The following is a 17,957-nucleotide window of genomic DNA, read 5'->3' on the forward strand; positions in this document are numbered from 1 at the left end:
AAGCCTGCAACCCGCCGGAGACTCCCTGGGTCCTCACCATTCGTGAACGCCCAGGGAGTCTTCAGTGCTCAAGATATCCTCATAGCAGCACCTGTTCCTCCGCCTCAGCTAACGACTCTCCTCCTCTGATTGCATGGACCACACCAAACTCGCCGAACTGCTGCGCCGGGCGATGACAGGCGCGCACACCGTCGTGCTGCCGCCCACCCGCGACGGGCAGGTCTCGGTCATCGACCCGCACCGCTATGACGACGCCGGCACCGGCCGCAGACCCCCGGCCCTCGTCGTGCACACCTCGGGCACCACCGGGACACCCAAGGGCGTCGCGCTGTCGGCCGAGGCGCTCACCGCCTCGGCGACGGCGACCGAAGCGATCCTCGGCGGGCCGGGCCGCTGGTACCTGTGCCTGCCGGTCAACCACATCGCCGGCGTCCAGGTAGTGCTGCGCTCGCTGCAGGCACAGACGGTGCCGTTCGCCGCGCGCGGGCCGTTCACTGCACAGTCCTTCACCGCCGATGTCATGGCACTGCAGGAGGCGGCCCTGCACATGATCGCCTCCTCCGGCCCGGCCGGCCCGCTCTACACCGCGCTCGTGCCCACCCAGCTCACCCGCATCATGGCCGACCCGGTCGCCGCTGAGCTCGCGCGCGCCTTCGATGTGATCCTGCTCGGCGGGGCGGCGATCTCCCCCGGTCTGCTCGCCCGCGCCGCATCAGCCGGCCTGAACATCGTGCGCACCTACGGCATGAGCGAGACGTGCGGGGGCTGCGTCTACGACGGGATCCCCTTCGCAGACGTCGACGTCAGCATCGACGACGCCGGCCGGGTGGTGCTGGCCGGCGCTGTGCTCGCCGACGGTTATGTCGACATCACCGGCGGCCGGCTGCGCGCACTCCCCGACCCCGAGGCGGGCCCCGGCAGCGGGTTCACCACCGGTGACGACGGGGCCCGCCGGTTCGTCACCAGCGATCTGGGGACGATCACCGACGGGGTGCTGAGCGTCCTCGGCAGGGCCGATGACGTCGTCATCTCCGGTGGGGAGAACATCAGCCCGCTGACCGTCGAAAACACACTGCTCGCCGCCCTCGAACCGGCAGGGGTGCGCGAGGTGCTCGTCACCGGGGTGCCCGATGCCGAATGGGGTGAGGTGCTCGCCTGCGCGATCGTCACCGACCGCCCCGGCACGACTGACGGCGACCCCGTCGCCGCCGCACGCGTACTCGCCGACCGGCTCACCGCCGCGGTGCCGGACCTGCCGAGCCTGCACCGGCCGATCTATGCGGTCGAACTCGAAGCGCTGCCGGCGACCGGTCTGGGCAAACCGGACAGGCGCGCCCTGCGCCGCCAGCTGGTTGAGCGTCTCGGGCTGGCCGAGCGCACCTGACTGCAACCGAGTTGTGATGCGCCGCGCTGGGAAACGGCCTGTCGCAGTGGCAGACTAGACTGGTCTGCATGCCAGCGAAACTGCTGGCCAGCGCACTGACCATGGCTCGATCTGAATGACATTGAGGACTTCGATGGCAACCTTCCCGCAGTGGGTCGAGGGAGCTCGGCTGCGCACCCTGCCGCTGGCCGTCGCCCCCGTGCTGCTGGGGACCGGAGCCGCGCTCGGTGTGCTCGGCGGTCTGTCGGCCCTCGTCATCGGCAGCATGCTCGACGACCCTGACCCTGATGTCTCACTATCGTTCCTGCTGCTCAAGGCAGCGCTCGCACTCATCGTGTCCCTGGCACTGCAGATCGGGTCGAACTACGCCAATGACTACTCCGACGGCGTGCGCGGCACCGACGACGTACGAGTCGGACCGCTGCGGCTGACAGCCTCCGGTGCGGCCGAGCCCGAGGCGGTGAAGCGGGCGGCATTCATCAGCTTCGGTGTCGCCGTGGCCGCCGGTGCGATCCTCGTCATCATCTCCCAGGCGTGGTGGCTCATCCCGGTCGGTGCCGCCGCGATCTGGGCGGCCTGGTTCTACACCGGCGGTTCGAAGCCGTACGGCTACCGGGCGATGGGCGAGCTGTTCGTCTTCGTCTTCTTCGGCCTCGTCGCCACGCTCGGGACGACCTATGCGCTCGTCTCGACGATCTCAGCGGCCGCGATCGCCGGTGCGGTCGCGATCGGGCTGTTCGCCTGCGCAGTGCTCATGGTCAACAACCTGCGCGACATCCCCACCGATCGGCAGGCCGACAAACTGACTTTGGCGGTGCTGCTGGGTGAGAAGCGGGCGAGGCTTGCCTACACGCTGCTCGTGTTCCTCCCGTATGCACTGCTGCTCGTGCCGATTCTCACCGGGCATCCGGCTGCGGTGCTGGCCGCGCTGTCGCTGGTGCTCACGATCTCACCGCTGCAGGTGGTGCTCTCCGGTTCGGAGGGCACAGCACTCATCCCGCCGATCAAGCACACGGGGCTCGCGGCTCTGGCCTATGCGGCGCTGCTGGCGCTCGGCCTGGCACTGTAGGCGTGCAGACGGCTGTTGGGCCAGCAGACGTCAGCGGTCAGGATCTCTGCGGTCGAGTTCCCGGTCCTCCAGGTCCTCGTCGCTGCCCTTCTTCACGGTGCGCGCCTTGACCTTCCCGCTGCGGGCCCGGCGGCGCTCCTGCCAGGCGATGAGCGAACCGGTCGCCGAATCGCGCAGCGGCCTGAGCGCCAGATAGCTAATGAGGGCGGAGATGATGATCGCCGCGATCGTCGAGATGAGGCCGGGGCCCGCGATCCACCAGACGACGACGATCGTGCCCATGAGCACAGCGAGGCGGGCAAGCAGGTACATCAGATAGTCACGCATGATGCCCACCAGTGTACCGGTGCCGGCGGTCCGTCCGAACGCGGGAGGCGCACCTGAGTCCGCGCTGAGAGGCCGCATCTGAGACGCTGGGTCGTTTCCGTCCGCCTGCGCCGATCGACTATCCTGATAGGCAATATGACAAGGATTCTGGTAGCCGCCGCACTGATTCTCGTCGCTGTCACGCTGTACAGCTTCTTCGACTGCGTCGTCCGCGACCGCGCCCACATTCGAGTCCTGCCCAAATGGGGCTGGCTGCTCGTCATCCTCCTCGTTCCGGTCTTCGGGCTGCTGCTGTGGTTCCTGTTCGGCCGCTCCAGCTTCGGCCAGCGCCGCTCGGTCGGCCCGGTCGCCCCGGATGATGACCCCGACTACCTGCAGAAGATCGCCGATGACGTCGAACAGGCCGAGCGCCGCAAGCGCCGAGAGGAGATCGAGCGCCGCCGCAGGTCCACCGGCACCGGCAGCACTGCCGCAGCACACGGCGCCCAGGCCCAGTCGCAGGAGGACGTCGACGCACCCGCCACGCCCCAACCCTTTGACGAACCTGCAGCCGAGCCGGGGGCTGCTTTTGAGGAGCTGAGCCCGCACGAGCAGTTCGAACGCTGGCTGGCCGAACGCGAACGCGAGGAGCAGGCAGTACGCGACACCCCGGATGATCACCCGGAGAGCGGAGAGAACGGCGCCAACTCCGCCAACGGCCGCTCATAAGCCACAAGAAAAAATGATCCGCAGGACCGTGAGGTCCTGCGGATCATCTGCATTCAGCTCATGCATTCAGCTCACGTCAGGCTCACAGCCCGGAGTAGGAGTGCAGGCCGTCGAAGTAGACGTTGACGATAGCGAAGTTGAAGATGAGGCTGGAGAAACCGACGATGTTGAGCACCGCCACCTGCGTGGCCGACCAGCCGCGGGTCGCGCGCGCGTGGAGGTAGGCTGCGTAGACGACCCAGACGACGAACGTCCAGATCTCCTTGGCGTCCCATCCCCACGGTCGGCCCCAGGCGACCTCAGCCCAGATCGCACCGGCAATGAGGGTGAAGGTCCAGGTGACGAACCCGACCGCGGCGATCCGGTAGGACAGTTGCTCGACGGCCTCGCTGGTAGGCACGCGGCTGAACATCCAGCCCAGCCCGGTGACGGTGTCCTTCTGCTCAGTGCGGGCCTTGAGGATCTGGAAGACCGCCAGGATCGCTGAGACGCTCAGCAGCGCGGTCGACAGGATCGCGATCGGCACATGGATCCAGATCCAGTATGACTGCAGCGCCGGCACAAGCTGTGCGGCCGGGGTGTAGAAGACGGTGATGCACAGGCCCAGTGTCACAAGCGCTCCGCCGGCGACGAAGGTGCCGAGGTAGCGGATGTCGGCGAAGTACAGCACGACGATGTAGACGAGCACGGCGAGTGCCGAGGCGGTGAGCGCGTACTCCATCATGTTGCCCCACGGCACCCGGGTGACCGACAGCGCGCGGGTGAGCACAGCGGCCACGTGCAGGCCGGCGGCGAGCACCGTCAGTGCGGTCGCCATCCGGGCGGTCGTGCGGCGTCCGGCCGCTTTCGAGGCGGTGGTCGCTTCCTCATCGGGTCCGCCCGACCCCGTGTCACCGGTTCCCGTGCCGCCGGTCTCGGCGTCGTTCTCGCGGTCGAGGACGGCGACGGCGCTGTTGCGTGAGGTGCGCACCGGCGTTCCGGCCTTCGCGCTGGCCCTGCCGGATGCGGCCTGCTTCCCGCTGCTGGCCAGAGTGCGGCCTGCGAACAGGTCGCTGGAGTAGAGCAGGAAGGCGATCGCGTAGACAGCCATCGCCGAGTAGACGAGCAGGTTCGACCACGTCGCAAGCGTGACGTTGACGTCCATGGAGGTCATGCCTTTCGACTGGGTGAGTTGTTCAATTCTACTGCAAGGCTCTCAGCCGCCTGCACCACGCGCGGGTCCTCTCCACGAGCCAGGGAGGCGACCTCGGTGGCGACGCCGTCGTCGGTGTCGGCGGCGCGGACCCACATGCGCCTCCGCGGCACGAACAGGGAGAGTCCGAGGCCGGCGAGCAGGAAGATGGTGAAGGCGAGCATGATCCCCTGGGTGGGGTCGTGGCGGATGTCGAGGGCGACGTAGCGTTTGATCTCTTCGAGTTCGACGCTGCCGAGCCCATCGGGCAGCTCGGTGGTCTCCCCGGGCTTGAGGTACAGCTGCAGCGGCTGCCCGTCGGGCCCGGCGAGCTGGTCGAGGTTGTCGGTGTCGAGTTCGTAGACCGACTGGGCGACGCCGGCATCGAGGCCGAGGTCGCCGGCGAAGACGTTCATCACGAGGTAGGGGTTGCGCAGCTCGGCGAACTGGGAGACGAGTTCGCCCTTCTCGTTCTGCGAGGCGGTCGGCAGCAGGATGCCGACGAAGCCGAGCTGGTCGGGGCTGGCGTCGGGGACCTTGACGACGCCGCGGGAGGTGTAGACGCCGTCCTGCGGCAGGAACACGACCGGCCCGGAATAGGTGACGTTGCCGTCGCCGTCGCGCACGGTGATGACCGGGGCGTAGCCGTTGCCGGTGAGGTAGACGCGCGAACCGTCGATCCGGATCGGTTCGTTGACCCGCAGGCTGTGGTCGGTCTCCTGGCCGTCCTGGATGGTGGTGACGTCGGCGTTGAACGCGCGCGGCTGGCCGAACTGGTTGCCGGCTGCGGTGTCGTCGAAGCTGGCGTCGAAGCTGTTGAGCCGCAGCCGGTAGTCGTCGAGCCGGTCGGCGGAGAAGTAGGAGCCGGGTTCGAAGGAGTCGTAGGCGACGAGCGAGTTGGTGAAGGTGTCGCCTTCGACGAGGATGCGCTGGCCGGAGTAGCCGATGAGCGCGCCGACCGCCATCGTGACGGTGACCCCGAGCAGGCAGATGTGGAAGAGCAGGTTGCCGGTCTCGCGCAGGTAGCCTCGCTCAGCTGAGATCGCGTCCCCGCGCCGGGTGGTGCGGTAGCCGAGCTTCTTCAGCCTCGCCTCGGCGGCGGTGAGCATGTCCTCGGCCGTGCCCGAGGCGGTGAAGGCCTGGTAGCCGGGCATCCGGGACAGCCGCCGCGGCGCCGGTGGCGGGGCCTGGCGCATCGCCTTGTAGTGTTGCTTGCTGCGCGGCAGCACACAGCCGACGAGCGAGACCATCAGCAGGATGTAGATCGCGGCGAACCACACGGAGGCGTAGACGTCGAAGAGCTGCACGGCGTCGAGGAACGGGCCGATCCGCGGGTTGTCCTCGATGTACTGGGTGACCTGGGCGGGGTCCTGGATGCGCTGGGGCAGCAGGGATCCGGGGATCGAGGCCAGGGCGAGGATGAGCAGCAGGATGAGTGCGGTGCGCATCGTCGTCAGCTGCCGCCAGGCCCAGCGCAGCATGCCGAGTGCGCCGATGTCGGGCGGGGCGGGTTTCGCGGTCTTCGTACTCATGTCCTCGTCAAGTGTGGCAGATGGTCGGGGCCGTCAGATCAGCAGGTCGAAGTCGCCGATGGTGCCCTGCAGCTGCTGGATCCAGGCGTTCCACACACCGGTGACGAGCAGCAGGCCGAGCAGGATGAGCATGATCCCCCCGATCCGCACGATCGTCTGCTGGTGTTCGCGCACCCAGGCCAGCCGGCCGGCGCCGCGGTGGAGCAGGAAGGCGACGATGAGGAACGGGATGCCGAGGCCCAGGCAGTAGACGAAGGTCAGCAGCGTGCCGCGCCACACCTGCCCTTCGGCACCGAATCCGGTGGAGAGGGCGAGCACGGCGGCCAGGGTCGGGCCGATGCACGGCGCCCAGCCGAGCGCGAAGGTCGCTCCGAGCACGGGTGCGCCCCACAGCCCGGCCTTGGGCTTCTTCTGAAGCCGGCGGTCACGTTGCAGCCAGCCGAAGCCGCCCATGAATACGATGCCGGCGATGATGACGACAGCGCCCATGATCCGGGTGAGCAGGCCGATCCACTCCCCCGCTGCAGCGCCGAGCCCGGAGAAGGCGGTGCCGAGAGCGACGAAGACGACGGCGAAGCCGAGGACGAAGAGGGCGACTCCTCCGAGCACCGTGGAGGTGCGCTTGTCCTCGATCGAGGTGCCGGTCAGCCCGGTGACGTACCCGATGTAGCCGGGCACGAGCGGCAGCACGCACGGGGAGGCGAAGGACACCGCGCCGGCGAGCGCGGCGACGAGCATCGCGATGAGCAGCGGCCCGTCGAGGATCGTCTGGGCGAAGGTGTTGCCGATATCGGTCATTCGCCGAGCACGTCTTCGATCATCCCGCTCAGCGTCGAGGCGTCGACGGCACCGACGGCGCGGGCGGCCGCGCGGCCCTCGGTGTCGAGGATGACGGTCGATGGGGTGGCCTGCGGCGGCAGGATGTCCGAGAGCAGGGCGACCATCGCACCGTCGGTGTCGAGCATGTTCGGGTACGGCACATCGAAGTTCCTGATGAACGCCTCGGCTGCCCCTGCCTGATCGCGGACGTTGACGCCGAGGAACACGGTGTCGTCGGCGAACGTCTCGGAGACCTCGATGAGATCCGGGGCCTCCTTGCGGCACGGCGGGCAGGCGGCGTACCAGAGGTTGATGACGACGAGCTTGGGGCGCAGCCCGGCCAGGGACTGCTGCTGGCCGTCCAGGGTCTCGAAGTCGAGGTCGAGCGGCTCGCCTCGGTCGCCGGGGGCGACCTGGGTGATGACTCCGGAGCCGGAGACGTATCCCTGTTCGGAACCGGCCTGCTGGGCGAGTTCGTCGTTCTCGCTCGCGCAGCCGGCGAGCACGATCGTTCCGGCGGCCGAGGCGGCCAGCGTCAGCAGTCCGCGCCGGCTCAGCGGACGGCGGCCGAAGGGCTGGTCACTCATGCCCCGGGCACCGCCTTGGCCGGCTGGAGATCAGCGCACACATCGGTGTAATCGATGCCGGTGAGCTCTCCTGCCTCATAGGTGAAGGTGGTGACGGAGGCGAGCGCGCATTCGCGTTCGCGCGGATCGTGCCACAGCCGCCGGCCCTCCGCGGCCCGGCGGGTCACCCAGATCGGCAGCTGGTGGGAGACGATGACGCCGTCGACGCTGCCGTTTCCCCCGGCCGCGCCGTCGCCGGCAGCCAGGGGTTCGAGCCGGCGGCGCAGGCTGGCGATCGCGGCGCGCATGCGCATCACCTGCTGCCGGTACGGCTCACCCCATGACGGGCGCAGCGGGTTGTGCAGGCGCACGAGGTTGGCCGGCTGCGACAGCTGCGAGCGGTCGACGACCATGCCCTCGAAGCTGTTGGCGGCCTCGATGACCCGCTCATCGATCCGTGGGGTCATCTCCAAAGCACCGGCCAGCGGGGCGATGGTCTCCTGGGCGCGCTGCAGCGGCGAGCTCACAAGTGCCGCAACGGCGAAGTCCGGGCTGGTGAAGTGCTCGGCGAGCCGGCCGGCCATCTCGTGTCCGCAGGCCGAGAGCCCATAGCCGGGCAGCCGGCCGTAGAGCAGCCCTTCGGGGTTGTGGACCTCGCCGTGGCGGGTGAGGTGGATGCGCACCTGACTCATGCCTTCTCTCCTCCGCGGTGGCTGGCCGCGGCCGAGGCGGCGGCGGGCAGAGCGGCGATGATCCGCTCGAGCACCTCGTCGGTGTGGGCCAGAGACAGGAACCAAGCCTCGAAGGCGCTCGGGGGCAGATGGATGCCGGATTCGAGCATGCTGGTGAAGAACGCCCCGTAGGCGGCGGAATCCTGGGCGCGGGCGTCATCGTAGCTGCGCACCTCCCGGTCGGTGAAGAACACCGAGAACATCGAGTTCGCGCTCTGGATCCGGTGCGGCACACCGGCGGCGGTCAGCGCCTCGCTGACGGCTGGGCGGAGGATATCGGCGGCGCGTTCGAGGTGGGAGTAGACGTCGAGTTCGGTGGTGAGCTTCAGGGTGGTGACTCCGGCCGCGGTGGCGACCGGGTTTCCCGACAGCGTGCCGGCCTGGTAGACCGGGCCTGCCGGGGCGAGGTGCTGCATCACCTCGGCGCGGCCGCCGAAGGCCGCTGCCGGGAAGCCGCCGCCCATGACCTTGCCGAAGGTGAACAGGTCGGCCGCGCCCTCCGGGTAGCCGGCGGCGGCGGATTCGTAGCCGTACCAGCCGGCGGCCGAGACGCGGAAGCCGGTCATGACCTCGTCGGAGATCATGAGTGCGCCGTGCTGGCGGGTCAGCGACCGGATCGTCTGGGTGAATCCGTCACGTGGCGGCACCACGCCCATGTTGCCGGGGCTGGCTTCGGTGATGACGCAGGCGATGTCGGCGCCGTGTTCGGCGAAGGCGGCAGCCAGGGCGTCTGGCTCGTTGTAGGGCAGCACGATCGTGTCGGCCGCGCTCGCGCCGGTCACGCCGGGAGTGTCGGGCAGGGAGAAGGTCGCCAGTCCGGAGCCGGCGGCGGCGAGCAGCGCGTCGACGTGCCCGTGGTAACAGCCGGCGAACTTCACGACCTTCGCCCGGCCAGTGAAGCCGCGGGCCAGGCGGATCGCCGACATCGTCGCCTCGGTGCCCGAGGACACGAGGCGGACCTCGTCGACCGGTTCGACGCGCGCGACGATCTCCTCAGCCAGCGCCACCTCATTGGCCGACGGGGTGCCGAAGGAGAAGCCCTTCTGCGCGGCCTCGGTGACGGCGGCGAGCACCTGGGGGTGGGCGTGGCCGAGGATCATCGGCCCCCAGGAGCCGATGAGGTCGATGTAGTCGTTGCCGTCGACATCGCGCAGCATCGCACCCTGTGCCGAGTCGATGAAGCGCGGGGTGCCGCCGACAGCTCCGAAGGCCCTGACCGGTGAGTTGACGCCACCGGGGGTGACGGTCAGCGCCCGGTCGAAGAGCTGCTGGGAGGCTGTCAGGTTCTGCGAGGTCATGGAGCTCCTTTTCGGCGGTTCGTCACGGTCAGGTGCCCGGCCGCTGGCCAGGGCGCATGCGGCACTTAGGGTACGTCGCGCATATGGGAATTCACTTTGAGGAAGATCGAGCGCATCGTCTCGATCTCACTGTCGTCGAGCAGATCGATGAGGTGCTGGCGCACGCCTTCGACGTGCAGCGGGGCGGAGCGCTTGAGCAGCGTCCAGCCGTCGTCGGTGAGGGAGCAGTTGATGCCGCGGCCGTCCTCGGCGATCGCGGTGCGCTCGACGAGCCCGCGCTTCTCCATCCGGGACACGATGTGGGTCAGCCGTGACCGGCTCATGCCCATATCGTCGGCGAGCAGCGCCATGCGCATGCAGCGACCCGCCTGTTCGGAGAGGTGGACAAGGACTTCGTATTCGGGCAGCCCGATGCGGTGGGTCTGGCGCAGCTCCTTGTCGAGCTGGCTCATGAGCAGCTGGTGGGCGATGAGGAAGCTGCGCCAGGCCACCTGCTGGTCCGCGCTGAGCCACCGCGGCTCATCCGGCGCCTCGGTCACCGGTGAGACGTACGGGACCCGCTCGCCGTCGCACACCCGGTCGCGCTCCATCATCCTCGCCTGCCTGCCCTGCCGGCGGCCGCGGCGTTCAGGTGCTCGGCGACTTCGGTCGCCCAGTAGGTGAGCACCGCATCAGCGCCGGCGCGCACAAAGCAGGTGAGGCTTTCGAGGATCGCCGGCATCCGGTCGATGGCCCCTGCCCGGGCGGCGAACTCGACCATCGCGTATTCGCCGGAGATCTGGTAGGCCCACACCGGCACCGGGGAGGCCTCAGCGACATGGGCGAGGACGTCGAGGTAGGGCAGGCCGGGTTTGACCATGACGATGTCAGCGCCTTCGGCGAGGTCGAGTTCGAGCTCGCGCATCGCCTCACGGCCGTTGGCCGGGTCCTGCTGGTAGGTGCGGCGGTCTCCTTCGAGCTGGGATTCGACGGCTTCGCGGAAGGGCCCGTAGAAGGCCGAAGAGTATTTGGCGGTGTAGCCGAGGACTACGACATCGGTGAATCCGGCGGCGTCGAGGGTGGCGCGCACGGCAGCGACCTGGCCGTCCATCATGCCCGACAGGCCGAGCACGTGGGCCCCGGCGCGGGCCTGGGCGAGCGCCATCTGGGCATAACGGTCGAGGGTCGCGTCGTTGTCGACGCTGCCGTCATCGGCGAGCACGCCGCAGTGGCCGTGGGAGGTGAACTCATCCAGGCACAGATCGGCCATCACGACGGTGTCCTCACCGACCGCCTCGGCCACGGCGGTGATGGCACGGTTGAGGATCCCGTCAGCGGCGCAGGCCTGGCTGCCTTCGGGGTCGCGTTCGGCGGGGATGCCGAAGAGCATGATCCCGCCGACGCCGGCATCTGCGGCCTGCTGGGCGGCCTCGACAAGCGAGTCGAGGGTGTGCTGGAAGACTCCGGGCATGCCCTGCAGCTCGATGGGGGCGTCGAGGGTCTCCTTGACGAACATCGGCAGGATGAGCTGAGCGGGGTCGAGGCGGTGTTCGGCGACCAACCGGCGCAGGGCCGGGGTGGTGCGCAGGCGGCGCGGGCGGATCGCGCCCGGGGCCAGCCCGAGAGCGTGATCGGTCGCGTGTGCAGACGGGTTGGGTGGCGTCATGTGCATCCTCACTTCTTGCGGCGTGAGCTGCGTCGGCGGGTCTGCGACGGGCGCAGCGGGGTCCGGCCTGCGGCGAGCATCTCCTCGCGGCGGTCGCGGGCGTACTCGACGAGCCCGGTGACGACGGAGCCGAGGTTGGCTTCATCGGCCATGACGTCGACGCGCAGGCCGTGGTCGGTGGCGGTCTGTGCCGTCGCCGGGCCGATGCAGGCGACGACGGTGGTGTGGAAGGGCTTGCCGGCGATGCCGACGAGGTTGCGCACGGTCGACGAGGAGGTGAAGAGCACCGCATCGAAGTCACCGCGTTTGATCGCCTCGCGCACCGGGGCCGGCGGCGGGGCGGCGCGCACGGTGCGGTAGGCGGTGACGTCGTCGACCTCCCAGCCCTCCTCGCGCAATCCGGTGACGAGCACCTCACCGGCGATGTCGGCGCGCGGCAGCAGCACCCGATTCATCGCGTGGTAGCTGTCGTCGAACGGCGGCCAGTCCTCGAGCATCCCACGAGCGGACTGCTCGCCGGAGGGCACGAGGTCGGGGATCACACCCCATTCCTGCAGGCTGGCCGCGGTCTGGTCGCCGACCGCGGCGACCTTGACGCCGGCCAGGCAGCGGGCGTCGAGACCGAGATCCTCAAGCCAGTTGCGCACCACAGCCACGGCGTTGACAGACGTGAAGCCGACCCACTGGTAGTCGCCTTCGACGAGCGCGCGGATCGCCTTCTCCATCTGGTTCGGGGTGCGCGGCGGCTGAATCGCGATCGTCGGCACAATGGTGCCTTCGGCACCGTATTCGGCCAGCAGATCCTGGGTGGCCGGGGCCTGTTCGCGGGGGCGCGGGATGAGCACCTTCCAGCCGAACAGCGGCTTGGTCTCGAACCAGGACAGCTCCTTGCGCATGTCGATGCCCTGGCCCATGAGCATGACGACCCGCTGGTCGGGGCTCGCTTTGGCCAGGTGCCGGCCGGAATCGCCGAGCGTCGTCTCCACGGAGACCTGCTGGAGGGTCGAGACCCCGATCGTGAGCAGGATCGGGGTGTCGCCAGCCCAGTCGTCGCCGAGCAGGCTGTCGATGGCCACCGAGACCTCGTCGACGCTGCCGGTGATGACGTGGCCGGTGTTGCGGTGGCGGGCGACGTCGACGTAGGTCTGCGGGCTTGCCTCAATGAAGCGAACCGAGCGCACCCGGCTGGTGGTGATCGGGGTGCCGGTGTAGGCCGACACCGACGAGGTCAGCCCGACGCCGGGCACGATCTCGAAGTCGACGCCGTTGCGCTTGCAGCCGGCGGCTTCATCGGTGGTGGTGGAGAACAGCACGCCGTCGTGCGGGACGATGCGCACGACCCGGGTGTACTCGCGGGCCAGCTGGGCGAGCTTGCGCCCGCGGGTGGTCGCCGCCGAGCCGAGTTCGGCCGAATCGAGCCGGGTAGCTGAGGCCGGGACGTAGGCGTTGACGATATCGTCGAGTTCGCCGGCGTCGTAGACGACGAGGGTAGCGCGCTCGAGCAGCTCAGCACCCTTGTACGTCATGAGCCCCGGGTCGCCGGGGCCGGCGCCGAGGAAGTGGACGATCGGACGGGCAGACGACTGCGCCTCGGGACGGGAATCCTGGCTCATCGGCTCACCTCGCTCACGGACTGCCGGTCCGGTGCCGCGGCGTGTTCGCTGCGCGGGTCGATGTGCGCGCTCGGGGCGTTGGCGCCGGTGACGGTGTCGGGGACGACACCGAGGATGGTGAGCAGCTCGTCAGCGATTGCGCTGCCGAGCTCCTTGGCGATGACCGGGCGGTCGTCCGCGCCCGAGGCGGTGGTGAGGTCGGCGGTGCGGGTCACCCGCTGCAGGCGGCCGGTGTCGTCTGCCATCACACCGGTGAGGGTGAGTGCGTTGCCGTCGATCTCGGCAAGCGCGCCGATCGGGGCGGAGCAGCCGGCTTCGGCATGGGCGAGGATCGCGCGTTCGGCCTGCACGGCCAGGGCGGTGTCGGGGTCGTGGATGCCGGACAGGGCTGCGCGCAGCTCGGTGTCGAACTCGCCGACATCGGCGTTGGCAGCCCGGCATTCGACGGCCAGGGCGCCCTGCCCGGGGGCCGGGAGCATGACGGCGGCGTCGAGGACGTCGGTGACTTCGGCCAGCCGGCCGATGCGGCGCACCCCGGCGGCGGCCAGCACGACGCCGTCGAGGCGGCCGTCGGTGACGTGCTTGATGCGGGTGTCGACGTTACCGCGCACCCCGCGGACCTCGATGTCGGGCCGGGCGGCGCGCAGCTGGGCGGCGCGCCTGGGCGAGCCGGTGCCGAGCACGGCGCCGGCGGGCAGTTCGGCCAGGGTCATGCCGTCGCGGGCGATGAGCACATCGGAGGGGTCGACGCGCGGGGGCACGGCGACGAGGTCGATGCCAGCGGCCGGGGCGGTCGGCAGGTCTTTGAGCGAGTGGACGGCGATGTCGATCCTGCCGGTCAGCAGGGCCGTACGCACCGCGGAGACGAACACGCCGGAGCCGCCCATCGCGGCCAGCGGGCTCATGTTCACGTCGCCTTCGGTGACGACCTCGACGATCTCGACCCGCCAGCCGGTCTGTGCGGCGATCTGCTGGGCGACCGCTGTCGACTGAGAGCGGGCCAGGCGGGAGCGGCGGGTGCCGAGCTTGACGGTCCGGCCGACGTAATGGGCCGGTTCGACGACGTCGAGGGTGTGGTCGGCGACCGGGCGCAGCCCGTCGGCCTCGACGTGGTGGTCGGTCCGGGCGGTGACCGGGGTGACACCGGGGGCGGTGACGGAGACCTTCGAGCGGTCGATGCGCTGGGGCTCGGCGCGGCGGCCGGAGGTGGCACTCAAGTCGAAGAGCTGAGTCAGGGCCGCGGCATAGTCGACGTCGGAATCCTGCACGGACAGCTGCTTGACCCGCACGGTCGGGGTGTGGACGAGCTTGTCGGCGGTGCGCTTGAGCGCGGTGCGGATCTCGTCGAGGACCTCGCCGTCGACCTTCGCGCCGATCTTGCGGCTCAGTCGCTCGAACTCACCGGCCACAGTGGTCTCGGCGTGCGAGCGCAGCGCGGTGACGGTCGGGGCGATCGAGCGGGCCTTGTGCTCGGCGCGGTAGGCGGCGAGCTCGTCGCGGATGATGCTGCGGACTTCCGCGACGATCTCGACGACGCCGGACGGGCTGCGCAGATCGGATTCGGCGAACATCTCGGAGAGCTCTGCGAGGCCGATGAGCCGGATGTGGGGCAGTTCGCGCACGCTCGGGTCGATGTCACGCGGCAGGGCGAGGTCGACGAGGAACTTGTTGGGCTGCTGGTCGAAGTCGGCCTGCATGCCGGCGATGATGTCCTCGCGCGAGAGCACAGTGCCGCGCGACCCGGTGACGGAGACGATGAGGTCCGCATCAGCGATCTCGGCGGTGAGGGTGTCGGCGGTCAGCTCGACGGCACGGCCGCCGACAGGGGCGACGAGCCGTTCGGCCTTCTCCACCGTCCGGTTCATCACGGTGATGCGGGCGACGCCTGCCCGCTGCAGGGTCGCGACGCTCAGCCCGGACATCGCCCCGGCGCCGACGACGAGAGCGCTGGCCCGCTCCAGGCTGCCGATGTGCGCCTCGGCGGAGGTCAGCGCCTTATCGAGCAGGGACTGGGAGACGGAGTCGAGTTCGGTTTCGGCATGCGCCCGCTTACCGACCCGCAGCGCCTGCTGCAGCACGATGCCGAGTTCCTTCGTCAGCTGACCGGCCTGTTGGGCGTGCACGTAGGCGCTTCGCAGCTGACCGAGGATCTGGGCTTCGCCGACGGCCATCGAGTCGAGGCCGCAGGCGAGCGTGAGGAGGTGTTCGACGGCCTTGGCGTCGTAGTAGACGTAGACGTGCTCGGACAGCCGCGTCCAGTCCAGGCCGGTGGCGTCGACGAGCGCGGAGCCGATGTCGGCCAGGCCGCCGTGGAAGGCCGAGGCGTCGGCGATGACCTCGAGCCGGTTGCATGTCGAGAGCACGCAGGCGCCGTCGACGTAGTCACCGGCGCGCACCCCGGCGGCCAATGCCTCGACTCCGTCTGAGTCGAGCGCGATGGCATCGAGGACGGACATCGGTGCGGACCGATGTGAGATCCCGAGCACGAGGAATGTCACAGTGCATGCTCCCTAGGACGTGTGTTGCGAAGGTCGGTCGAGTCGATTCCGGCCGGCTGGGCCGGGGCGGTGTAGTGGGCGAGGACCCGCAGCTCGGTGGCGAGGTCAACATGGCGCACGTGCACGTCCTCGGGCACGGTGACCATAGCGGGGGCGAAGTTGAGCAGGCCGGTAATGCCGGCGGCGACAGCGGCTTCGGCGACAGCCTGGGCGGCAGGGGCGGGCACGGCGATGATGAGCATCTCGATGCCGGTCTCGGCGGTGACGGACGCCAGCTGTTCGATCGGCAGGACGGGCGCGCCGCCGACGGTGGTGCCCACCACCTCGGGTGCGGTGTCGAACACGGCGGTGAGCTCGAATCCGCTGAAGCGCACGGCAGCGTAGTCGGCGATCGCCGAGCCGAGGCGGCCGGCACCGGCGATGGCGATGCGGCGGGTGCGGTCGAGGCCGAGGAAGCGGCGCACCGCGGCACCGAGGGCGGCGGTGTCGTAACCGACGCCGCGGCGGCCGGCGAACTTGAGGTGGGACAGGTCGCGGCGCAGGATCGCCGAGCCGACGGCGCAGCGCCCGGCGAGCTCCTCGCTGGAGACCGTCTGCTGGCCGGCGGCGGCGAGTTCGTCAAGGGCGTGCAGGTAGCCGGGCATGCGGGCGACGACCGGGGCGGGCACGGAGGACAGTCCGGTGCCGCCGGATTGCGAAGCGGTGCTCACCAACGACCTCACCCCCTGTCTGTGTCACGATGCCGTATGGTGTGTGGCCCGCCGGCGGTCTCAGCCGCGGGCGAGCAGTGTCTCGACGGTGCGCCTCAGCCGGGCCCCGTCGATGCGGTGCTTGGCGTGCTTGCGGCCGTTGAGCAGCACGACGGGGATGTCCCATTCGTGCTGGGCGAGGAGGTCGGCGTCGGTTTCGATGTCGACGACGGTGACCGTGACGTCGGCTGCGGCGATGTGCTGGCCGAGGGTGTCCTCGATGATGTCCATGGCGGTGACGCACAGCCCGCATCCGGGGCGGGTGAGGAACGTCAGCTCGACGCTCATCCGGTCATCCTCCTCGCTGTCGGCCTGCGTGCCGGGGCCTTATCAGCACGAAACCCCGCCGCTCGAAACGACGGGGACGCACGCAGCCGCTTACTTCTTGTTGCGGCGCTGGTGGCGGGTCTTGCGCAGAAGCTTCCGGTGCTTCTTCTTCGACATCCGCTTGCGGCGCTTCTTGATGACTGAGCCCATAGATAAATCCTCACGGGTAGGCGATCGGGGCGAACACTGTTCGTTCGCCTGTCAGACGTAACCGCTTAATTCTATCGTTGCCTGGAGCTATTCCAAAACTGCGCACTCGAGTCAAGGAGGCCGCCTGCGCGGCGGGTCGGATGTCAGTCGAAGTGGGCGTCGAGGCCGTAGAAGGGGAAGATGTTCTTCCGCGTCGACATGACGGTGCGGTCGAGGTCGGATTCGGGATCGTAGCCGTTGGCCCACGGGTCGAAGGTGCCGTCGTGGCCGTCGGTCATCATGTGCGGTGCGGTGATCCGGGTGACATCCTCGACGTAGGTCCGCCAGCGCTCCGGCAGCGCGGTGGCGGGGTCGATGTCGGCTCCAGCCGCGATCGCGACGAGGTTCGTCCAGGCCCGGGGGACGACTTCGACGAGCGCATATCCCCCGCCGCCGGTGGCCAGCCACCTGCCCTCGGCGTAGTCGTCGGCGACGTCGCGCACCCACTGGGTGGCCACGCGCATCGCGTCGACGCTGAGCCGCAGGTGGGTGAGCGGGTCGGCGGAATGCCCGTCGCAGCCGTGCTGGCTGACGATGACCTGCGGGTCGAATTCGCGGATCACGGCCGGGATGACGGCGTCGAGGGCGCGCAGCCAGTCGTGGTCGTCGGTGCGCGGGGGCAGGGCGATGTTGACGGCTGAGGCGGCGGCGTCGAGTCCGCCGATGTCGTTGGCGAAGCCGGTGCCGGGGAACAGGAAGCGGCCGTTCTCGTGCACGGAGATCGTCATGACCCGCGGGTCGTCCCAGTAGAAGCGCTCGGTGCCGTCCCCGTGGTGGGCGTCGAGGTCGATGTAGCAGATCCGCTCATAGCCGTGGTCGAGGAAATGCTGGATGGCGGCGGCGAGGTCGTTGTAGATGCAGAATCCGGCGGCCCTGCCCGGCATCGCATGGTGCATCCCGCCGCAGAAGTTCACCGCCCGCTCATAGCGTCCCGAGGTGATGGCGCGGGCGGCTTCGAGACTGCCTTGGAAGATCCGTCCGGAGGCTTCATGGATCCTGTCGAAGCGGGGCACGTCATCGGTGCCGACTCCGAAGGTCTGCGCAACGTCAGGGGCGATGTCCGTGGTCGTCTCGGCGCGTTTGACTGCGTCGATGAAGTCCTGGGTGTGCAGGGCTGCGAGCGCGTCCTCGTCGACGCCGCCGACGCCGGAGATGTGGATGCGAGGGTGGTCGAAGAGACCGAATTCGGTCGCGAGCTTCGCGGTCAGGTCGAGGCGCAGCGGGTTCATCGGATGGGTCGGTCCGAAGTTGTACTGCGTGAAGGATTCGTCCCAGATGACGAAGACTTCTGTCTCTCGCTTGGCCATGGCCATACTCTACTGGTTCGGTGT

At 69.3% G+C, this 17,957-nt stretch carries 18 protein-coding genes; 3 read left to right on the forward strand and 15 right to left on the reverse strand.

Features of this window, described 5'->3' with window-relative positions; genetic code table 11:
- The first annotated feature begins 133 nt into the window (after positions 1 to 133).
- Positions 134 to 1,384, forward strand: a complete 1,251-nt coding sequence (locus tag M3B11_RS01110; RefSeq protein ID WP_259874722.1) for an AMP-binding protein — start codon at positions 134 to 136, stop codon at positions 1,382 to 1,384.
- Positions 1,385 to 1,517: 133 nt separating this feature from the next.
- Positions 1,518 to 2,453, forward strand: coding sequence for a 1,4-dihydroxy-2-naphthoate polyprenyltransferase (locus M3B11_RS01115; protein WP_217006973.1), 936 nt, complete (start codon positions 1,518 to 1,520; stop codon positions 2,451 to 2,453).
- A 30-nt stretch (positions 2,454 to 2,483) separates the two neighbouring features.
- Here the strand turns inward: M3B11_RS01115 and M3B11_RS01120 are convergent, their stop codons facing one another.
- Positions 2,484 to 2,780, reverse strand: coding sequence for a DUF4229 domain-containing protein (locus tag M3B11_RS01120; protein ID WP_170273243.1), 297 nt, complete (start codon positions 2,778 to 2,780; stop codon positions 2,484 to 2,486).
- Positions 2,781 to 2,915: 135 nt separating this feature from the next.
- Here M3B11_RS01120 and M3B11_RS01125 point away from each other — a divergent pair, with 135 nt between their 5' ends.
- Positions 2,916 to 3,488 carry a PLD nuclease N-terminal domain-containing protein gene (locus tag M3B11_RS01125; RefSeq protein ID WP_259874725.1) on the forward strand — a complete coding sequence of 191 codons (573 nt, stop codon included), beginning with the start codon at positions 2,916 to 2,918 and terminating at the stop codon, positions 3,486 to 3,488.
- Positions 3,489 to 3,570: 82 nt separating this feature from the next.
- Here M3B11_RS01125 and ccsB read toward each other — a convergent pair whose 3' ends face one another.
- The 14 genes from ccsB to M3B11_RS01195 all read right to left on the reverse strand — a co-directional run bounded on the left by ccsB (position 3,571) and on the right by M3B11_RS01195 (position 17,933).
- A complete protein-coding gene (ccsB, locus tag M3B11_RS01130; protein ID WP_259874727.1) occupies positions 3,571 to 4,641 on the reverse strand; it encodes a c-type cytochrome biogenesis protein CcsB in 1,071 nt (356 codons plus the stop codon).
- The gene (locus M3B11_RS01135; protein WP_259874729.1) at positions 4,638 to 6,191 is read right to left on the reverse strand and encodes a cytochrome c biogenesis protein ResB; all 1,554 of its coding nucleotides are present in this window, start codon (positions 6,189 to 6,191) and stop codon (positions 4,638 to 4,640) included. The genes ccsB and M3B11_RS01135 overlap by 4 nt, the downstream gene beginning before the upstream one ends.
- 33 nt (positions 6,192 to 6,224) lie before the next feature.
- Entirely contained in the window at positions 6,225 to 6,989 is a 765-nt protein-coding gene (locus tag M3B11_RS01140; protein WP_102161374.1) for a cytochrome c biogenesis CcdA family protein, read from the reverse strand.
- Positions 6,986 to 7,597 carry a TlpA disulfide reductase family protein gene (locus M3B11_RS01145; RefSeq protein WP_259874730.1) on the reverse strand — a complete coding sequence of 204 codons (612 nt, stop codon included), beginning with the start codon at positions 7,595 to 7,597 and terminating at the stop codon, positions 6,986 to 6,988. Before M3B11_RS01145 ends, M3B11_RS01140 begins: the two co-directional genes overlap by 4 nt.
- Positions 7,594 to 8,268: a histidine phosphatase family protein gene (locus M3B11_RS01150; protein ID WP_259874732.1), complete on the reverse strand. Its 675-nt coding sequence runs from the start codon at positions 8,266 to 8,268 to the stop codon at positions 7,594 to 7,596. Before M3B11_RS01150 ends, M3B11_RS01145 begins: the two co-directional genes overlap by 4 nt.
- Positions 8,265 to 9,605 carry a glutamate-1-semialdehyde 2,1-aminomutase gene (gene hemL / locus M3B11_RS01155; RefSeq protein ID WP_259874734.1) on the reverse strand — a complete coding sequence of 447 codons (1,341 nt, stop codon included), beginning with the start codon at positions 9,603 to 9,605 and terminating at the stop codon, positions 8,265 to 8,267. Before hemL ends, M3B11_RS01150 begins: the two co-directional genes overlap by 4 nt.
- 65 nt (positions 9,606 to 9,670) lie before the next feature.
- The gene (locus M3B11_RS01160; protein ID WP_259874737.1) at positions 9,671 to 10,198 is read right to left on the reverse strand and encodes a MarR family winged helix-turn-helix transcriptional regulator; all 528 of its coding nucleotides are present in this window, start codon (positions 10,196 to 10,198) and stop codon (positions 9,671 to 9,673) included.
- On the reverse strand, positions 10,195 to 11,250 hold the full coding sequence (gene hemB, locus M3B11_RS01165) for a porphobilinogen synthase (protein ID WP_259874739.1): 1,056 nt from the start codon (positions 11,248 to 11,250) through the stop codon (positions 10,195 to 10,197). Before hemB ends, M3B11_RS01160 begins: the two co-directional genes overlap by 4 nt.
- A gap of 8 nt (positions 11,251 to 11,258) precedes the next feature.
- Positions 11,259 to 12,863 (reverse strand): uroporphyrinogen-III synthase, encoded by a 1,605-nt coding sequence (locus M3B11_RS01170; RefSeq protein ID WP_259874740.1) that lies wholly within the window; start codon positions 12,861 to 12,863, stop codon positions 11,259 to 11,261.
- Complete coding sequence (gene hemA, locus M3B11_RS01175; RefSeq protein WP_259874743.1) at positions 12,860 to 15,361, reverse strand: glutamyl-tRNA reductase; 2,502 nt, start codon at positions 15,359 to 15,361, stop codon at positions 12,860 to 12,862. Before hemA ends, M3B11_RS01170 begins: the two co-directional genes overlap by 4 nt.
- Positions 15,358 to 16,071, reverse strand: coding sequence for a redox-sensing transcriptional repressor Rex (locus M3B11_RS01180; protein WP_259874745.1), 714 nt, complete (start codon positions 16,069 to 16,071; stop codon positions 15,358 to 15,360). Before M3B11_RS01180 ends, hemA begins: the two co-directional genes overlap by 4 nt.
- Before the next feature lie 60 nt (positions 16,072 to 16,131).
- A complete protein-coding gene (locus M3B11_RS01185; protein WP_259874747.1) occupies positions 16,132 to 16,398 on the reverse strand; it encodes a glutaredoxin family protein in 267 nt (88 codons plus the stop codon).
- Between the two features lie 90 nt (positions 16,399 to 16,488).
- Positions 16,489 to 16,587, reverse strand: a complete 99-nt coding sequence (locus M3B11_RS01190) for a 30S ribosomal protein bS22 (RefSeq protein WP_005504750.1) — start codon at positions 16,585 to 16,587, stop codon at positions 16,489 to 16,491.
- Positions 16,588 to 16,730: 143 nt separating this feature from the next.
- A complete protein-coding gene (locus M3B11_RS01195) occupies positions 16,731 to 17,933 on the reverse strand; it encodes an acetoin utilization protein AcuC (protein WP_259874749.1) in 1,203 nt (400 codons plus the stop codon).
- Positions 17,934 to 17,957: the final 24 nt, after the last annotated feature.

Source organism: Brevibacterium sp. p3-SID960 (assembly GCF_025144725.1).
GTDB lineage: Bacteria > Actinomycetota > Actinomycetes > Actinomycetales > Brevibacteriaceae > Brevibacterium.

Coding starts and splice junctions, on each gene's coding strand:
- M3B11_RS01140 (WP_102161374.1), bottom strand. CDS start 6,989: ATGACCGATATCGGCAACACCTTCGCCCAGACGATCCTCGACGGGCCG.
- hemB (WP_259874739.1), bottom strand. CDS start 11,250: ATGACGCCACCCAACCCGTCTGCACACGCGACCGATCACGCTCTCGGG.
- M3B11_RS01145 (WP_259874730.1), bottom strand. CDS start 7,597: ATGAGTGACCAGCCCTTCGGCCGCCGTCCGCTGAGCCGGCGCGGACTG.
- M3B11_RS01110 (WP_259874722.1), top strand. CDS start 134: ATGGACCACACCAAACTCGCCGAACTGCTGCGCCGGGCGATGACAGGC.
- M3B11_RS01135 (WP_259874729.1), bottom strand. CDS start 6,191: ATGAGTACGAAGACCGCGAAACCCGCCCCGCCCGACATCGGCGCACTC.
- M3B11_RS01125 (WP_259874725.1), top strand. CDS start 2,916: ATGACAAGGATTCTGGTAGCCGCCGCACTGATTCTCGTCGCTGTCACG.
- M3B11_RS01185 (WP_259874747.1), bottom strand. CDS start 16,398: ATGAGCGTCGAGCTGACGTTCCTCACCCGCCCCGGATGCGGGCTGTGC.
- ccsB (WP_259874727.1), bottom strand. CDS start 4,641: ATGACCTCCATGGACGTCAACGTCACGCTTGCGACGTGGTCGAACCTG.
- M3B11_RS01195 (WP_259874749.1), bottom strand. CDS start 17,933: ATGGCCAAGCGAGAGACAGAAGTCTTCGTCATCTGGGACGAATCCTTC.
- M3B11_RS01115 (WP_217006973.1), top strand. CDS start 1,518: ATGGCAACCTTCCCGCAGTGGGTCGAGGGAGCTCGGCTGCGCACCCTG.
- M3B11_RS01150 (WP_259874732.1), bottom strand. CDS start 8,268: ATGAGTCAGGTGCGCATCCACCTCACCCGCCACGGCGAGGTCCACAAC.
- hemL (WP_259874734.1), bottom strand. CDS start 9,605: ATGACCTCGCAGAACCTGACAGCCTCCCAGCAGCTCTTCGACCGGGCG.
- M3B11_RS01190 (WP_005504750.1), bottom strand. CDS start 16,587: ATGGGCTCAGTCATCAAGAAGCGCCGCAAGCGGATGTCGAAGAAGAAG.
- M3B11_RS01170 (WP_259874740.1), bottom strand. CDS start 12,863: ATGAGCCAGGATTCCCGTCCCGAGGCGCAGTCGTCTGCCCGTCCGATC.
- M3B11_RS01120 (WP_170273243.1), bottom strand. CDS start 2,780: ATGCGTGACTATCTGATGTACCTGCTTGCCCGCCTCGCTGTGCTCATG.
- M3B11_RS01160 (WP_259874737.1), bottom strand. CDS start 10,198: ATGATGGAGCGCGACCGGGTGTGCGACGGCGAGCGGGTCCCGTACGTC.